The organism is Burkholderia cepacia (genome assembly GCF_001039005.1).
In the GTDB taxonomy this organism is placed as follows: domain Bacteria; phylum Pseudomonadota; class Gammaproteobacteria; order Burkholderiales; family Burkholderiaceae; genus Burkholderia; species Burkholderia theae.
Genome location: NZ_LDWR01000062.1, coordinates 41,950 through 58,679, shown reverse-complemented (window position 1 = coordinate 58,679; position 16,730 = coordinate 41,950). Strand labels below are relative to the sequence as shown.

Genomic DNA, 16,730 nt, shown 5'->3' with positions numbered 1-16,730 from the left:
CGTCACTTCTATCACGATAACGACATCACTCCATTGGAGGAGCACCCCGATGACTCACCCTGCCGCCGCCCTCGAGCCGATCGAGACCGCCAGCCGCGACGAACTGCAGGCGCTGCAGCTCGAGCGCATGAAGTGGTCGCTGCGCCACGCGTACGACAACGTCCCGCACTATCGCCGCACGTTCGATGCGGCGGGCGTGCATCCGGACGACCTGAAGACGCTCGCCGATCTCGCGAAATTCCCGTTCTCGACGAAGAACGACCTGCGTGACAACTATCCGTTCGGGCTCTTCGCGGTGCCGCGCGAGCAGGTCGTGCGCGTGCACGCGTCGAGCGGCACGACGGGCAAGCCGACCGTGGTCGGCTACACGGCGCGCGACATCGACACGTGGGCGAACGTGACCGCGCGCTCGATCCGCGCGGCCGGCGGCCGCCCGGGCGACACGCTGCACAACGCGTTCGGCTACGGGCTCTTCACGGGCGGCCTCGGGATTCATTACGGCGCGGAACGGCTCGGCTGCATGGTCGTGCCGATGTCGGGCGGGCAGACCGAGAAGCAGGTGCAACTGATCCGCGATTTCGAGCCGAAGATCATCCTCGTCACGCCGTCGTACATGCTGAACCTGATCGACGAGATGGTGCGGCAGGGGATGGACCCGGCCGAGTCGTCGCTGAAGATCGGCATCTTCGGCGCCGAGCCGTGGACGCAGGCATTGCGCGAGGAAGTGGAGACGCGCGTGGGCATCGACGCGCTCGACATCTACGGGCTGTCGGAGGTGATGGGCCCAGGTGTCGCGTGCGAATGCGTCGAGACGAAGGACGGCCCGGTGATCTGGGAAGATCATTTCTATCCGGAGATCATCGATCCCGTCACGGGTGAAGTGCTGCCCGACGGCAGCCAGGGCGAGCTCGTGTTCACGTCGCTGACGAAGGAAGCGATGCCGGTGATCCGCTACCGCACGCGCGACCTCACCGCGCTGCTGCCGCCGACCGCGCGCGCAATGCGCCGTCTCGCGAAAATCACGGGCCGCTCCGACGACATGCTGATCGTGCGCGGCGTGAACGTGTTCCCGAGCCAGATCGAGGAGATCGTCGTTGCGCTGCCGCTGCTGTCGGGCCAGTTCCAGATCACGCTGTCGCGCGACGGTCACATGGACCGGCTCGACCTCGCGGTCGAGTTGCGCTCCGAAGCCGAGGCGTCCGTCACCGACAGCGATCGCGCGGCGCTCGCACGCGAGCTGCAGCACCGGATCAAGACGATGGTCGGCGTGTCGTCCGGCGTGACGGTGCTCGCGGCCGGCGGCATTCCCGCGACCGCGACCGGCAAGGCCCGGCGCGTGATCGATCGCCGCCAGGCTGCCTGATGCAGATGATTGCCGTTCTACCCGAGGAAACCTGTTCGATGGATGAATTGAAGACCCTGGCCGTCGCGGTCGATGCGCGCGGCATCGCGACCGTCGCGCTGCAGCGCGGCGACGTGCTCAACGCGTTCGACGAGACGATGATCGCCGAGCTGACCGATGCGTTCACGGCGCTCGGCCAACGCGACGACGTGCGCGCGATCGTGCTGCGCTCGGACGGCCGCGCATTCTGCGCGGGCGCCGACCTGCAGTGGATGCAGCGCGCGAGCACGAACGATGCGGCCGCGAACCTGCGCGACGCCGAGCGGTTCGCCGCGATGATGCGCGCGATCCGGCAGTGCCCGAAGCCGACGGTCGCACGCGTGCAGGGCCACGCGTTCGGCGGTGGCGTCGGCTTGTGCGCGGCCTGCGACATCGTGATCGCGAGCGACCACGCGCGTTTTTCTGTCAGCGAGGCGCGTTTCGGGATCCTGCCGGCCGTGATCGGCCCGTATCTGGTCGAGGCGGTCGGCCAGCGCCAGGCGCGCCGGCTCGCGCTGACCGCGACGCAGCTCGCCGCCGGCGAAGCGGTCGCGATCGGCCTGATCCAGCAGGCCGTGCCGCTCGACGCGCTCGACGAAACGCTCGAACGGACGCTCGCCGAACTGGGCCGCAATGGCCCGAACGCGCTGATGGAGATCAAGCGCTTTTTCGACGCGATCGGCGAGTATCCGCCGTCGGACGCGCGCGCGGCGTTCACCGCACAGACGATCTCCCGCGTGCGGGCGACGCCGGAAGCGAAGGAAGGCTTTTCCGCGTTCTTCGCGAAGCGGCCGCCGGCATGGGAGGCGGGCGCCGAATAACGACCAACGGCGACGCTCGGCGCCGCCGCGGGCCCGGCCGCATTTTGCGTCTCGGGCCCGGGCGCTTGCTCTACAATGCGTGACCCCCGGCGCGCTGCCGGCCCAGCCCCGACCGATTCCTCGCCCGATGATCGTCAACCGCCTTATCTCCGAGATCCTGTTCGGCTTCACCGGCCTGATCGGCATCATCAATCCGATCGGCATCGCGTTCCTGTTTCTCGAGCGGACCGAGGCGCTCACCGAGCACGAGCGGGACCTGCTCGCGCGGAAGGTCGCGTTCAACGCGTTCATCGTGCTGATGGTCGCGTTTTTCGCCGGCACGCCCGTGCTGCATTTCTTCGGGATCTCGATGGAGGCGCTGCGGATCGGCGGCGGCCTGGCGGTCGCGGTGGCGGGCTGGCAGATGCTGAACGAGCCCGACGTGCCGGGCGGTGGCGATACGCCGGTCAAGCCGATCGACGCGAACGCGATCATGACGCGCGCGTTCTTCCCGCTGACCGTGCCGCTGACGGTCGGCCCCGGCTCGATCTCGACCGCGATCGCGCTGAACGCGAACCGCACGCACAAGCTGTCGGAATTCATGCTGTCGAGCATCGTGTCGATCGCCGTTTCCGTGCTGGTCGCCATCGTGATCTGGCAGACCTACAGCCGCGCCGCGCTGCTGTCGCGCTACCTCGGCACCGAAGGCACCAAGGTCGCGATGCGCGTGTCGGCGTTCCTGCTGCTGTGCATCGGCGTGCAGATCATGCTGACCGGCTTCTCCGCATTCCTGCAGCCGATCGCCGACCAGGTCAAGTAACCCGGTTCGTCCTTTCCCGCCGCGCGGCCATACGCGTTCGCGCCGTGCGGGATAACATGCCACGTCTGGCGGATGCGCTGTGCGTATCCGGCCGCAAACCCAACTTGAGTGGCGAGGCGTGCGATGGAATACGTGAAATTCGGGTCGACCGGGCTGGAAGTGTCGAAGCTGGTGCTGGGTTGCATGACGTTCGGCGAGCCGTTGCGCGGCACGCACCCGTGGACGCTGCCGGAAGCGGAGAGCCGCCCGATCATCCAGCGGGCGGTCGAAGCCGGCATCAACTTCTTCGATACCGCGAACATGTATTCGGACGGCACGTCGGAGGAGATCGTCGGCCGCGCGCTGCGCGATTTCACGAAGCGCGACGACGTCGTGATCGCGACCAAGGTGTTCTACCGGATGCGGCCGGGCCCGAACGGCGCCGGCCTGTCGCGCAAGGCGATCATGACCGACATCGACCAGAGCCTGCACCGGCTCGGCACCGACTACGTCGATCTCTACCAGATTCACCGCTGGGATGACGGTACGCCGATCGAGGAGACGCTCGAGGCGCTGCACGACGTCGTGAAGGCCGGCAAGGCGCGTTATATCGGCGCATCGTCGATGTTCGCGTGGCAGTTCGCGAAGGCGCTGCACACGTCGAAGCAGAACGGCTGGACCCGCTTCGTCAGCATGCAGAACCACCTGAACCTGCTGTATCGCGAGGAGGAGCGGGAAATGCTGCCGCTGTGCGAAGCCGAAGGCATCGCGGTGATTCCGTGGAGCCCGCTTGCGCGTGGACGCCTGACGCGCAGCTGGGACGAATCGTCGGAACGGCAGCAGAAGGACGAAGTCGGCCAGCGGCTGTACGACGCAACGGCCGATGCGGACAAGGCGGTCGTCGAGGCCGTCGCGGCGATTGCCGCCGCGCGCAACGTGCCGCGTGCGCAGGTCGCGCTCGCGTGGGTCGCGCAAAAGCGCGGCGTCACTGCGCCGATCGTCGGCATCTCGAAGCCGCATCAGCTGGACGATGCGCTCGGCGCGCTCCAGCTGAAGCTGACGGACGACGAAATCGCCACGCTCGAAAGCCCGTACGTGCCGCACGCGGTCGCCGGGTTCAACTGAACGCGGCATCGCCGGGCAGCGCCGCGTGCCGCGTTCAGTGCGCGGCGGCGAGCATCGGGTAGGTGAACAGCCCGAAGTGGACGACGTTCAGCCCCGCATGCGCGAGCGCGGACGCGAGCAGTCCGCCGCGCCGCCACGCCAGGCCGTAGCCGACGCCGGCCACCGTGCCGAGCACGATCCATGGCCAGCCGCCGGCCGCGTGCGCGGCGCCGAACAGCACCGCGCCGATCGCGAGCGCGGCCCACGGCCCCCATGCGAACGCGCGGAGCGCGCGCGTCAGCCCGCCTTGCACGTAGCCGCGGAACAGCGCTTCCTCGGCGAGCGTCACGAGCAGCAGGTTGTTCACGAGCCACAGCCAGCCGGACGGCGGCCATTTGGGCGCCCAGCCGACCATCCCGAACGCGAGCGCGGCGGCCAGGCACGCGGCGGCCGTCGCGACGGCCGCCACCGCGCCCGTGCGCAACGCACGCGACAGCGCGACGTCGGGGGCGACCCACGGCAGCACCCACAGCAGCCACAAGCCGATGAGCGGCTTGTCGTAATTCAGGTACATCGTGAACGGCACGGCGTCCGGCGTGAAGCGCGTCGGCGCGATCACGCGCGGATTGTGGAAGCCGGGAATCAGGTGCAGGCTCAGCGCGATCGCGAGCGCGGCAAACACGATGTGCGCGGCGATGCGCACTGCGAGCGGGCGCGCGGGCAGCACGCCCCAGGCAGCCGCGGCCAGCAGCGCGAGCGGCGCCAGCGTGATCGGTGCGAGCTGGCCGAACGCGAGGGCGCCCGCATAGCCGAGCGCGGCAAGGCCGACGCTCAGGCCGTGCAGCGGGCGATGCCACGCGAATGCGGCGGCCGCGAACAGCGCGAGCCAGATCGTGGCACACGGAAGGAGCGAAAGGGACATAACGGGAGAGGCATTATTCGTCGGACGAGACGCCGCGCATCATACAGCAGGCACGGTGACAGGCCGCCGCGCCGGCGCCGGCCGATCGGCCCTCAGCGGCCGGCGACCTCGGTGACGCCGTCGCGGCCGCCGATGTGGACGCTATTGCGCACGCGCATCCGCCGCCGGTACCAGAACGTCCACAGCAGCAGACAGCCGAACACGGTGTAGCCGATGATCGGCGACACGACCAGCACGCGCTCGACCGGCCACGTGATGACCATCCAGCAGCGCAGCAGCATTTCCAGCGTCATGAACCCGCCCCACACGAAGGTCATTCGCCGGAGCATCTGCCGCAGCCCGGGCTGGGCGGCCCAGACCGATTCGAAGTGCGCGGCGCCGCCGTCCATCTCGCGGGCCACGGTGGCACGAGCGAGGTAGAAGATCAGCGGACGTTCGCGGAACAGCGACAGCAGGAACACGATGCCGATCGTGCCCGACGCGAGCGATTCGCGCATCAGCAGCGTGCGCGGGCTGCCGCCGAGCGCCATCCCGATGATCGACAGCGCGATGCCGAGCAGCACGATGGCCGCCACCGCGTCGACGCGGCGCGACCGGATGAATTCGACGATCGACCAGATGATGGGCGGAACCGCCGACGCGTACAGCGCGCCGGTTTCGCCGAAATGCGGATGCGCGACCCGGTAGGCAACCCAGGGCAGCAGCAGGTTGACGAAGAGTTCGAGAATCAGTCCGGCTCGCGGTTTCACGGTGCGGAATTCCACGCAGGTTGGGGCGAACGCGAGAAGGGCGTGGTTGCCCCCGGTTGCCCCGAAAAGGGTTCGGTCCAGTATATCGAAGAATCGCGCGGGGCTGCGGGGTTGCAATGACGGCTTGCGCCGGCGCGGGCGTCACGCATTCGCGGCCGCCGGCAGCCCGAATCCCGCTCATTGCAGCGATCCGTGAAACGCAGCGTTGCGCACATTTCCCTTTACTTGAAGTTAACTTCAATTTGTATCATGTGCGCCAGTCCGATCGCGGCCGCGTGAGACATCCCGTTGCACGCGGCCGCTTCAACGGAGGTGGAGATGACCGAATCGTCTGTCGCGGCCGATGCCGCCGCGCTGCCGTCGCGCAGCTACCGGGCCGCCGTCGCGAACGTCGTGCTGGCGAGCATCGTGTCCGCGTTGCACGTCGGCAAGGCGACGATCGCGTTGCCGTCGCTCCAGCACGAATTCGGCGGCTCGCTCTCCTCGCTGAGCGGGATCATGTCGGTGTTTCCGTTCGTCGGCGTGTTCGGCGGGATCGCGGCCGGGTTGCTGGTGCGCCGCTGGGGCGACCGGCTGCTGCTGATGACGGGCCTCGTCATTCTCGGCCTGTCGAGTCTCGCCGGCGCGTGGGCGGGCAGCTTCGCGCTGCTGCTGGCCACGCGCTTCGCCGAGGGGCTCGGTTTCGTGATCGTGGTCGTCGCCGCACCGGCGGTGCTGAATCGCGTGACGCCGCCCGAGCGGCGCAATCTCGCGTTCGGCCTGTGGAGCACGTTCATGCCGGCCGGCATGGCGCTGTCGATGCTGGTCGGGCCGCTGCTCGGCGGCTGGCGCAACGGCTGGCTCGCGGCCGCGGCGCTGACGCTCGTCGCGGCGGCCGCGGTGCCCGTCACGACGTCCGCCGACTCGCCATCGCGACAGGCAGCCGCGCCGCGCATCGGCGCCGCGCTGCGCGACGTGCTCGCGTCGCGCTCGACGACGTTGCTGGCGCTGGGCTTCGCGACCTACAACGTGCAGTTCTTCGCGGTGATGACGTTCCTGCCGGTCTTCCTGATGCAGCGCCTCGGTGTCGCGGTCGGCGCGGCGGGGTTGATCAGCGCGGCGATCGTCGCCGCGTGCGTGATCGGCAACCTGAGCGCCGGCTGGCTGCTGTCGCGCGGCGCGCGGCCGGGGATCGTGATGGCCGCGACGTCGGTTGCAATCGGCGCGGCGGGCGCAGGGCTCTTCAGCGCGGCGACGCCCGCGCCGCTCGCGGTCGCGCTGGGTTTCGCGTTCTCGGCGATCGCGGGCATGTTGCCCGCGACGATCCTCGCGTGTGCGCCGGGCTCCGCGCCGTCGCCTTCGCTGGCGCCGCTCAGCATCGGCTGGGTCGTGCAGGGCAACTATCTCGGACAAGTGATCGGGCCGCTGACGATCGGCGCGATCGTCGGCGCGTTCGGCTGGTCGGGCGGCATCGGGCTGATGCTCGCGGCGGCCGTCGCGGGCGCGGCGATCGGCCTGGCGCTGCTGCGCGAACCGATGGGCCGGCGCTGAGCGCGGCGCCGGTGCCGTTCAACCTGCACGGAAATCCGTCAAGCATGCTCAATACCATGGAAAGCCTGATCTGCGAAGAAGACGTGGCGTGCGATGCGCAGGCATCCGGCGAACACGAAGCGGCACCGCTGCGCAGCGGTAATGTCGCGCATCCGCCGGTGACGATCGGTCACGCGCCGGCTCCGGAACAGGTCGCGGCAGCGGTCTCGCCGTTGCGCCCGCAACTGTTCGTCACGGTGCTGGAGGCCGGCGACGAGAGCCTGCTGATTCGGTGGGTCGAGAGCGGCCGTTGCCATTACGGCGAGCAACGCTGGCGCTTGCGGGTCGCGTTGCAGCCGGGCCGCTGCGCGATCTCGGGACGGCCGATCGAGCCGGGCGAGCCGGTGTTCCGGCCGGTGCGGCGGCCCGTGCCGGCCAACGGCGACGAGATGATCCGCCCGGCATCGGTGCCGGGCGCGGCCGGGGTGGCGTGCCCGGATGTTGCTTCTGAACATGACGATGCGCGGGATCCGGCCGAGGTTCTCGACTGAACGCGGGCCGGCCGTGCAACCGCGTTACTTCTTCAGATCCTTCCGGTACTGGATGAACCCGGCGTTGTTCGCGAGCCTGTCGTACAGCGCGCGCGCGGTCGTGTTGGTTTCGTGCGTGAGCCAGTACACGCGGCTCGCGCCGGCTTCGCGGGCATGCTCGTACACGGCCTCGATCAGTGCGCCGCCCGCGCCTTGCCCGCGTGCGTCGGCCGCCGTGTAGAGATCCTGCAGATAGCAGTACGGCCCTTCGGTCCAGCACGAGCGGTGGTAGATCGAATGCACGATCCCGACCAGCGCGCCCGATGCGTCGAATGCGCCGAGCACGAACATCGGTTCGGCGGGGTCCATCAGGCGGGCCCACGTCGTCGCGAACACCGTGTCGCTCAGCGCGGTGTCGTAGAACTTCTGATAACCCTGCCACAGCGGGCGCCACGCGGCTTCATCGGCGGCGACCAGCGGGCGTACCGTGACGCGCGTCGCGTCGTTCGCGCGGCCGGCCGCGTCTCGGGCGCTGGCCTGCGCATGGCGGATCGCGGTGAGCGACTGGCGCTGCTCGCCCTGCGCGTCGAAGTTCTCCGGCGCGAGCCACGCGTCGAACGCGGCGCGGACGTCCGGCCATTCGCCGTCGATGATCGAGAACCACGCGGTGTCGCGATTGCGGCCCCGGTAGAGGATCGCTTGCCGGAACGTGCCTTCGTAGCGGAAGCCGAGCCGGGCGGCCGCCTTGCGCGACGGCGCGTTCAGGTCGTCGCACTTCCATTCGTAGCGCCGGTAGCCGAGCGTGTCGAACGCGTACTTCATCAGCAGGAACTGCGCTTCGGTCGACACGGGCGTGCGCTTGAGCAGCGGCGAGAACGTGACGGAGCCGACTTCGATCACGCCGTTGGCCGGATCGATGCGCATCAGCGCGAGCGTGCCGACCGCGCGGCCGGTGGCGCGGTCGATCACCGTGTAGTGCAGCGGATCGGCGCTGGCCCGCGCGCCGCGCGCGTAGTCGCGGTAGCTCGACTCGTCGGCGTACGGGCCGTGCGCGAGATAGGTCCAGTCGCTGCCGTCGGGCGCCTGTGCATAGGCGGCGTACAGGTCGGCTGCGTGGCGCTCGGCGTCGAGCGGCTCGAGCCGGCAGTAGCGGCCTTCGAGCACGATGCGCTCGGGGCGCGGGCGCGCGGACCAGTCGGGAACGGGGTGGCCGATGGGCTGTTGGAAGGCGTTGGTCAGCGTGGACAAGGTCGATCTCGCTTCGGTTGGCGGCCGGCGACATGCCGGCATGCAGACGATCGTAGTCGCGCCGAGGTACCATGAGAAGCGCCAGCCTTCGGCAAATTTATGGTGCCACGATTCGGGTGCCACCGACCGTGCGCCGTGTTCCGCCACTTTCACGTTGCGATGTTCCGATGACGACTGCCTTTCCTTCCGGCGACACCCCGTTGTTGCCGCTCGACGCGCCGCTGGCGCGCACGCCGGGCGCGCCTTCGCTGCAGCGCCAGTTGCTGCGCCGCGTGCGCGACGCGATTCTCGGCGGCGCAATGCCGACCGGCACGCGGCTGCCCGGCACGCGCGCGCTGGCCGAAACGCTCGGCGTGTCGCGCAACACGACGGCCGCGGTCTACGAGCAACTCGTCGCCGAAGGTTTCCTGCAGTCCGACCGCCGCGGCACGCGCGTCGTCGGGCTGTCGCGGCCGGCGCCGCCGCGCCGGCGTGCCGCGCCGCCGGCCGTCGCGCAGCGGCTCGGCCGGATCCGCCCGAGCCTCGTCGGCACCGGCGAATCGGAGGGCTTCCGGCCGGGCGTGCCCGCGCTGTCGCATTTCCCGGTGGATGCGTGGCGGCACGCGATCGATCGCGCGCTGCGCCGCGCCGGCCGCGACCTGCTCGCGTACGGCGATCCGCTCGGCGAGCGCGCGCTGCGCGAATCGATCGCGCGCCACCTGGCCGTGACGCGCGGCGTGCGCTGCGATCCCGAGCAGATCGTGATCACGGAGGGCGCACAGGGCGCGATCTCGCTGTGCGCGCAATTGCTGACGAACCCCGGCGATACGGTGTGGGTCGAGGAGCCCGGCTATCGCGGCGCGCGCACCGCGATGCAGGCGGCCGACCTCGACGTCGTGCCGATGCCGGTCGATATGGAAGGGTTGCGCGCGGACGAAGACGACTGGCGCGAGCGGACGCCGCGCCTCGTCTACACGACGCCGTCGAACCAGTTTCCGACCGGCGCCGTGCTGTCGATCTCGCGCCGGCTCGCGCTGATCGATGCCGCGCGCCGGCATCGCGCGTGGATCATCGAGGATGACTACGACAGCGAATTCCGTCACACCGGCGAGCCGATCGGCGCGATGCACGGGCTCGCGCCCGATTCGCCCGTCGTTTATCTCGGCTCGTTCAGCAAGACGATGTTTCCGGCGCTGCGGATCGGCTTTCTCGTGCTGCCCGACGCGCTGCTGGCCGCCGTGCGGAGGGTGCTGCCGGAGATGCTGCGCGGCGGAACGCGCCATGTGCAGCTCGCGCTGGCGGATTTCATCGAGACGGGGGAGTACGGCCGGCACCTCGGGCGGATGCGCCGGCTGTATCGCGACCGGCGGCGCTTGCTGCTCGCCGCGCTCGACGGCAGCCTGGGCGTGCCGCACCAGGTCGAGGGCGGGCCATGCGGATTGCATCTCGCGCTGCGGCTGCCCACGCGCTATCGCGACCGCGCGATCGTCGACGCGGCGCGCGCGCACGGTATCGGGCCGTTTCCGCTGTCGGGTTTTTCGATCGATGCGGCACGGGCGGGCAACGGGCTCGTGCTCGGTTTCGGCAATACGTCGGCCGATGCGTTCGAGCCGATGTTGCGGATGTTGTCGGCGATCGCGGAGCGGGTCGCCGGCGATTGAACCGTTGCCGGACTTGTGCGGATTGACGAATCGCGCACTTTGTCCGGAACGAGCGCCATCGCGGCTTCGCGGCCGTCGCACCACCCGGCATGCGGGTTTCGATTCATCTGTTCGAACAGGCCGCGTGGAGTATAAATGGATGCGTGTACCGGTGCTTGTCGGGCGCCTGCGCGTCTCGCGCAGGTCGGCGCCGCGACTGCCGGGGGAGGTGCACCGTGGTTCGCCAGACGCTTGCTCGCGCCGTGTTTCACACCGCGCTGTTGGGAGGCGCGTTCGCCTTTTTTGTGTCGACGCCGCCGGCCGCCATGGCGGGGAGCGTCGCGCAGCCCGCCACACCCCCCGTCATAAGGGCCAGGCCGGCCGCCGCGCCTTACGCGATTCCGGTCGATTTTCCGGCCATCGTCGATCGTTACGGACCTGCGGTCGTGACGATCATGACCGCGCTCGAGCAGCAAACCGGCGGGCCGTCCTTCGCGATCCTCGATACCGACGATCCGCTCGCCGCGTTCTTCCGGCGCGCCGCGCCGCCGCCCGCGCAGGGTGTGCCGGCGCCGCCCGACATGTCGCCGCGCGCGGTGTCGGGCAGCGGCTCGGGTTTCATCGTCAGCGCCGACGGCCTGATCCTGACGTCCGCGCACGTGGTCGACGACGCGACCGACGTGACGGTGCGCCTCACCGACCGCCGCGAATTCAAGGCGACGGTGCTGGCCGTCGATCCGCAAAGCGACGTCGCCGTATTGCGTGTCAACGCAACGAAACTGCCGTTCGTGCGCATCGGCGATTCGGCGAAGGTGCGGGCGGGCGAACCGGTGATGACGATCGGCGCGCCGGACGGATCGGGCAACACGGTCACGGCCGGCATCGTCAGCGCGACGTCGCACCGGCTGCCGGACGGCAGCGCGTTTCCGTTCTTCGAAACCGATATCGCGCCGAATCCCGACAACTCGGGCGGCCCCGTGTTCAACCGTGCGGGCGACGTGATCGGCATCGTGGTGGAGGTCTATACGGGCGCCGACCGCTACGCGAGCACGACGTTCGCGATCCCGATCGCGTTCGCGGCAAAGGTGCGCGCGCAGCTACAGGCACAGATGCAGGAGCAACAAGCGCAGCAGGCACCCGCGCCGGGCGCGCCGTCCGGCAACGCGTTTGGTCTCGACGTGCAGGATGTCGGCATCGGGCTGGCCGCGGCGTTCGGGTTGCCGCGTCCGGCGGGCGCGCTCGTCAACGGCGTCGCGCACGGCTCGCCGGCCGCCGCGGCCGGCGTGAAGCCCGGCGACGTGATCGTGAAGCTGGGCGACAAGGCGATCGGCCACTCGGCCGAACTGAACGACCTGGCCGCCGCGCTGCCGCCGGGCCAGAAGGCGCCGCTGCGCGTGATTCGCAAGCGCGCGCCGGTGATGCTGACGATCACGGGCGCCGACGAGGCGGCCGGCAACGCGGGCGCGACGGTCGGCATGGCTGCGCCGATGGCCGCTGCGCGACCGGGGCCAGGGCCGGGAGCGGGGCCGGCGGCGGGTGACGGTGGCGACCGTCTCGGGCTGACGATGCACGCGCTGAGCGACGACGAGCGCCGTTCGACGGGGCTCGCGGTCGGGATGATGGTCGACGCGGTGCACGGCCCGGCAGCGAACGCGGGCATCCAGCCGGGCGACGTCGTGCTGGAGCTCAACGACACGCTGCTGGAGACGCCGGACGACGTGCCGTCGCTCGAAGCGAACGGCGGCAGCGTGATCGCCGTGCTGATCCAGCGCAACAACGCGCGGAAGTTCGTGTCGGTGCGTGCGCGTTAGCGCGTTGACGCGGTTGGCGTCGTCCGCCTACCATCGTCCGATATCGCTGGCAGTCAATCAGGCATTCAGGAGCCATCCGGCATGAAAGCGGCATTCATCATCGTAGTCGTACACAGGCGCAGGGTCCGGTAGCGGCACCGCGCCGGCACCCCTGCGCCCCCGACTCGTTCGGGGGCTTTTTTTGGGGTTCATCGAGGATTACCGGGGAACGCGAGGCAGACTGTCGGCGATCGGCCGATTCCGTTGGAATACTCGGCTCGGACGACGTCCATAACTCACTTGCACTTGCGATGAGGTTCGGTTGAATCGATGCGCCTGACTTCGAAGAAGCTTTCGCCTCTCATCGCATGGCTACACCGCCATCGCAATCATCTCGTTGCCGAGCGGCGCCAACCGTTTAGCCATTCGTCGCAGGTTTTGCGCAGTTGTTGCCAACAGGAATTCGTCCTGCACTCCGCTCAGATCTCGTGGCCTCAGCGATCGAGCTTCAGATGCGCGAACAGCATCTCGACCGTCTTTCGCTCGCGGCGCTATTGTTTGAACTCCGGTGTGCCGATAGCTTCCGCGCCACGTCCCGAGCATTTTCGTGAACGCGCGCGCAATCTTGCGGAACGGCATTGCAAGCAACCTTATCGACTCGAAATTGGGGCGGCTTCATGTTCAACGACTGCCGGAGAGATATCGCCGCCCCCTAACATCAATTGGATTCCGGTTCAAGCGTGGCAGGTAACTTTCGGGTCCCACTGATAATATCCAATCTTGCCGATATTTCCAGTTCTGCGATCAACCTCCATTAACGCAAATACTACAATATAATTATCTGTGCCAGTGCCAATAACAGAAGAATCGATACGGTTATCCAAAAACTGCTTAATATCGTAAGGTTCACCTTTGTCAATGTTGTAACCCAAATAAGACCCCGGGACATCACACGGAGGGCCCTTAAATTGAAGGACATGTAGGATCCCATTAGGTTTGATCGCAACTAGGGCTCCCGCATGGTTGATGTTTCCACTGAAGGAGAGCCCGCGCCAACGGACGGTATCGCCGGTAAGGCCATAAATCGTGAGATCCGGTGTCGCGTTTGTATCGGGCTCCACATACTCCTCAGGAGCAACCAGATACGCATATTTTACTGATTTTGGCCCGTGTTCGATCCACGTGGCGGTCTGAGGAGTATTATTAGTCTTTATTGGATAATCGTGCAGAATTAACTCGACGTCAAACAATGCAATAATTTCGATTGTTGCGGGTGCGCCAGCGAGAATTTCGCGATGTCCCATGATTTTCTCCGAAGTAAATTTGTGTCAAAGCAAAGGTGCTTGCGGCACCCATTTCTCTTCTGGATTTAAAATCTTCTCGATCGAAGAATTCGAATCTTCCCAAAGAGTTCTAGCAGCGTAGGCGGAATTGGCGCGCGAATCGATTACACTCGATTACAGTCCGATGTGGCCGATAGAGGAGTATTGGCCACTAGCAGATTCCGCGCGATTCGCAGCAGTGGGGCGGACAGCGACATCCACGGAAATCCGCGAAGAACCTTTTTTTTGCATTGCGCACGGCCATGCGGCGCGTGCGCGGAGGGCATCCGCTTGCAAACGAACCTGCCGATCGCTTCCGAACCGGCGTCTCCGAGACACGCGACGCTGATCCTGCTGTGCGCGTTCTCGGTGCTGCCGCTGAGCCTGTTCCTGCCGTCGCTGCCGGCAATCGCGCGCGACCTGCACGCCGACTATGCGCTCGTCGCGCTGTCGCTCGGCGGTTACGCGGCGGTGGCCGCGTCGCTCGAGTTCGTGATGGGGCCGCTGTCGGACCGGTTCGGGCGAAGGCCGATCGTGCTGACGAGCGTCGGCGTGTTCGCGCTCGGCTCGCTCGGCTGCGCGATGGCGACCGATATCCGCGTGTTTCTCGCATGCCGGCTGATGCAGGCGGCAATCACGTCGGTCTATCCCGTGTCGATGGCGACGATCCGCGACGCCGGCGGCGGCAGCCGCGCGGCGAGCCGGATCGGCTATGCGGCGATGGCGGCCGCGTTCGCGCCGATGCTTGGCCCGACGCTCGGCGGCGTGCTCGACCAGTCGGTCGGCTGGCGCGCGAGCTTCTGGCTGCTCGGCGCGGCCGGCATCGCGTTGTTCGGCTGGTGCGCGTTCGATCTCGTCGAAACCCATACGAACCGGTCGTCGAGCCTCGGGCGGCAGCTGCGCGCGTATCCCGCGCTGCTCCGTGCGCGCCGTTTCTGGGCCTACGCGCTGTGCATGGCGTTTTCGACCGGTTCGTTCTATGCATTCCTGGCCGGCGCGCCGCTCGCCGCGAGAACGATGTTCGGCATCGCGCCGGCGGAGATCGGCTTCTACATGGGGACGATCACGGCCGGTTTCGTGTGCGGCAGCTTTCTGGCCGCGCGTTACGCGCGCCGCTTCGCGCTGGCCACGACGATCCTGTGCGGGCGCGTCGTCGCATGCGCGGGGCCGCTGATCGGGCTCGCGCTGGTGTCTGGCGGCGCGACGCATGCGATCGCATGGTTCGGGCCGTGTGTGCTGGTCGGCATCGGCAACGGGTTGAGCAATCCCGGCGCGCATGCGGGCGCGGTGTCGGTGCGCCCGGATCTGGCGGGCAGCGCATCGGGGCTGGCCGGCGCGATGACGATCGCCGGCGGCGCCGCGCTTTCGTCGCTGACCGGCGCGGTGCTGACGGCCGGCAACGCGGGGTATGCGCCGCTCGCGATGATGCTGCTGTCGGCCGGGATCGCGCTGGTGGCCGCGGTCTGTGTGCACGTGTTCGATGCGCGGGACGCCGGACTGTGAGTGCAGGCGCGGCACACCGAAGCGCGGAGATGCGGGCCTGCTACCGTGTGACAGGCGATTGGCGGACAATTCGGCCAATGTCGGGAGACGACGAACCCTCCGCAAGCCGTATTCCCCGACGCATGCGAAGGGCGAATGGACGAGGTAACGATGGACGACTTTTCTGATTTCCAGCGGGAAATTGCCGACGCTGCGAGGGCCACCTTCAAGGCGCTGCGCGCACTGCACCCGGACGAGCAGTTCTACGCGTTCGCGCTTTATACGGACAGCGGCGCGATGACGGTGGTGCCGGCGGCCAATTCGGTCGAAGGGCTGAGCCGGATCCGCGCGCAACAGGCGATCGCCGATGACGATCGGGACCCGTGGTACACGTGGGGCTTTTCGGAGTGGGCGTATGCGGCGGCGGAAGCGTCGCCGTTCAATGCAATCTGCGGAAAGCTGGCCGATGCCGTGCTGAGCCCGCGGTTTGCCCGGTCGAGATTCGCGGAATTTTCCCGGCAACTGCACGCGGACATGATCGAGGCGTTGCGGCTGCTCGATCGCGACGGCCTGTTCGGCACCGGCGAGGCCAGGGCGGCCATCACGCTGTTCGTATCGATCAGCGACGACGATGCGGCCGAGGCACTGGAAAACGAATCGGCGAAAGCGCTGAATCCGCCGGCCGTCGTCGAAACGTTCCTGCGCCGCTACGACTGACCGGAAGCGGGACAGGGCATGGCGGCTACCGGACGGGCGGCCGCCATGCCTGCGTCGTCAGGGCTTCGCGCCCATCACGAACTCGAACGTCGCGACGCCGTCGACGCCTCCCGTCACGCGGTCGCCCGGCTGCAGCGCGCCGACGCCGGCCGGCGTGCCGGTGAAGATCAGGTCGCCGGCCTTCAGTTCGACCGAGCGCGACACGTACGCGATCACATCGGGCACGGCCCAGATCATGTCGGCCAGATCGCCTTGCTGGCGCGTTTCGCCATTGACGGCGAGCCAGACGCGGCCTGTCGCCGGGTGGCCGGTGGCCGCGGCCGCGCGCAGCGCGGTCACGGGGCCCGACGCGTCGAAGCCCTTCGCCCAGTCCCACGGACGGCTCAGCTTCTTCGCTTCGGCCTGCAGGTCGCGACGCGTGAGGTCGACGCCGACGCCGTAGCCCCACACGTGCGACAGCGCGTCGGCCGGGTCGATCGAGCGGCCGTCCTTGCCGATCGCGACCACCAGCTCGATTTCATGATGGAGGTCGTTCGTCAGCGGCGGATACGGGACGGTGCCGCTTGCCGGGACGATCGCGTCGGCCGGCTTCGTGAAGAAGAACGGCGGTTCACGATCGGGATCGGCGCCCATTTCCCGGGCGTGGTCGGCGTAGTTGCGGCCGACGCAGAATACGCGGCGCACCGGAAAGCGCGCGGACGCTTGTTCGACTTCGACGGAAGGACGCTCGGCGGCGTCGATGACATAGGCGGACATCG

General features: G+C 68.2%; 15 protein-coding genes. 10 read left to right on the top strand and 5 right to left on the bottom strand.

Annotated elements, in window-relative coordinates:
- Window positions 1–49 precede the first annotated feature (49 nt).
- The 4 genes from paaK (at window position 50) to VL15_RS32230 (ending at window position 4,105) form a co-directional block, all read left to right on the top strand.
- The gene (paaK, locus tag VL15_RS32245; RefSeq protein ID WP_048250877.1) at window positions 50–1,363 is read left to right on the top strand and encodes a phenylacetate--CoA ligase PaaK; all 1,314 of its coding nucleotides are present in this window, start codon (window positions 50–52) and stop codon (window positions 1,361–1,363) included.
- A gap of 38 nt (window positions 1,364–1,401) precedes the next feature.
- The gene (locus VL15_RS32240) at window positions 1,402–2,202 is read left to right on the top strand and encodes an enoyl-CoA hydratase-related protein (protein WP_048250876.1); all 801 of its coding nucleotides are present in this window, start codon (window positions 1,402–1,404) and stop codon (window positions 2,200–2,202) included.
- 127 nt (window positions 2,203–2,329) lie between these two features.
- Window positions 2,330–3,001 carry a MarC family protein gene (locus VL15_RS32235; RefSeq protein ID WP_048250875.1) on the top strand — a complete coding sequence of 224 codons (672 nt, stop codon included), beginning with the start codon at window positions 2,330–2,332 and terminating at the stop codon, window positions 2,999–3,001.
- A gap of 123 nt (window positions 3,002–3,124) precedes the next feature.
- Complete coding sequence (locus tag VL15_RS32230) at window positions 3,125–4,105, top strand: aldo/keto reductase (protein WP_048250874.1); 981 nt, start codon at window positions 3,125–3,127, stop codon at window positions 4,103–4,105.
- Window positions 4,106–4,139: 34 nt separating this feature from the next.
- Here the strand turns inward: VL15_RS32230 and VL15_RS32225 are convergent, their stop codons facing one another.
- Both VL15_RS32225 and VL15_RS32220 read right to left on the bottom strand, forming a co-directional pair.
- Window positions 4,140–5,006 carry a CPBP family intramembrane glutamic endopeptidase gene (locus tag VL15_RS32225; RefSeq protein ID WP_048250873.1) on the bottom strand — a complete coding sequence of 289 codons (867 nt, stop codon included), beginning with the start codon at window positions 5,004–5,006 and terminating at the stop codon, window positions 4,140–4,142.
- A 92-nt stretch (window positions 5,007–5,098) separates the two neighbouring features.
- Window positions 5,099–5,755, bottom strand: coding sequence for a VC0807 family protein (locus tag VL15_RS32220; protein ID WP_048250887.1), 657 nt, complete (start codon window positions 5,753–5,755; stop codon window positions 5,099–5,101).
- A gap of 318 nt (window positions 5,756–6,073) precedes the next feature.
- Here VL15_RS32220 and VL15_RS32215 point away from each other — a divergent pair, with 318 nt between their 5' ends.
- Both VL15_RS32215 and VL15_RS32210 read left to right on the top strand, forming a co-directional pair.
- Window positions 6,074–7,285, top strand: a complete 1,212-nt coding sequence (locus VL15_RS32215) for a CynX/NimT family MFS transporter (RefSeq protein WP_048250872.1) — start codon at window positions 6,074–6,076, stop codon at window positions 7,283–7,285.
- A 44-nt stretch (window positions 7,286–7,329) separates the two neighbouring features.
- Window positions 7,330–7,815, top strand: coding sequence for a DUF3331 domain-containing protein (locus VL15_RS32210; protein WP_048250871.1), 486 nt, complete (start codon window positions 7,330–7,332; stop codon window positions 7,813–7,815).
- A 24-nt stretch (window positions 7,816–7,839) separates the two neighbouring features.
- Here the strand turns inward: VL15_RS32210 and VL15_RS32205 are convergent, their stop codons facing one another.
- Window positions 7,840–9,042, bottom strand: a complete 1,203-nt coding sequence (locus VL15_RS32205) for a GNAT family N-acetyltransferase (protein WP_048250886.1) — start codon at window positions 9,040–9,042, stop codon at window positions 7,840–7,842.
- A gap of 167 nt (window positions 9,043–9,209) precedes the next feature.
- Here VL15_RS32205 and VL15_RS32200 point away from each other — a divergent pair, with 167 nt between their 5' ends.
- Window positions 9,210–10,682 (top strand): PLP-dependent aminotransferase family protein, encoded by a 1,473-nt coding sequence (locus VL15_RS32200; RefSeq protein ID WP_048250870.1) that lies wholly within the window; start codon window positions 9,210–9,212, stop codon window positions 10,680–10,682.
- 215 nt (window positions 10,683–10,897) lie between these two features.
- Entirely contained in the window at window positions 10,898–12,472 is a 1,575-nt protein-coding gene (locus VL15_RS32195) for a trypsin-like peptidase domain-containing protein (RefSeq protein WP_048250869.1), read from the top strand.
- Between the two features lie 713 nt (window positions 12,473–13,185).
- Here the strand turns inward: VL15_RS32195 and VL15_RS40960 are convergent.
- Window positions 13,186–13,755 carry an AidA/PixA family protein gene (locus tag VL15_RS40960; protein WP_080971024.1) on the bottom strand — a complete coding sequence of 190 codons (570 nt, stop codon included), beginning with the start codon at window positions 13,753–13,755 and terminating at the stop codon, window positions 13,186–13,188.
- A gap of 309 nt (window positions 13,756–14,064) precedes the next feature.
- On the opposite strand from VL15_RS40960, the gene VL15_RS32190 reads away from it, so the two are divergent.
- Window positions 14,065–15,276 carry an MFS transporter gene (locus VL15_RS32190; protein WP_048250868.1) on the top strand — a complete coding sequence of 404 codons (1,212 nt, stop codon included), beginning with the start codon at window positions 14,065–14,067 and terminating at the stop codon, window positions 15,274–15,276.
- A 150-nt stretch (window positions 15,277–15,426) separates the two neighbouring features.
- Complete coding sequence (locus VL15_RS32185) at window positions 15,427–15,972, top strand: DUF4303 domain-containing protein (RefSeq protein WP_048250867.1); 546 nt, start codon at window positions 15,427–15,429, stop codon at window positions 15,970–15,972.
- Window positions 15,973–16,029: 57 nt separating this feature from the next.
- Here the strand turns inward: VL15_RS32185 and VL15_RS32180 are convergent, their stop codons facing one another.
- Window positions 16,030–16,728, bottom strand: coding sequence for a fumarylacetoacetate hydrolase family protein (locus tag VL15_RS32180; protein ID WP_048250865.1), 699 nt, complete (start codon window positions 16,726–16,728; stop codon window positions 16,030–16,032).
- Between the last annotated feature and the right edge of the window lie 2 nt (window positions 16,729–16,730).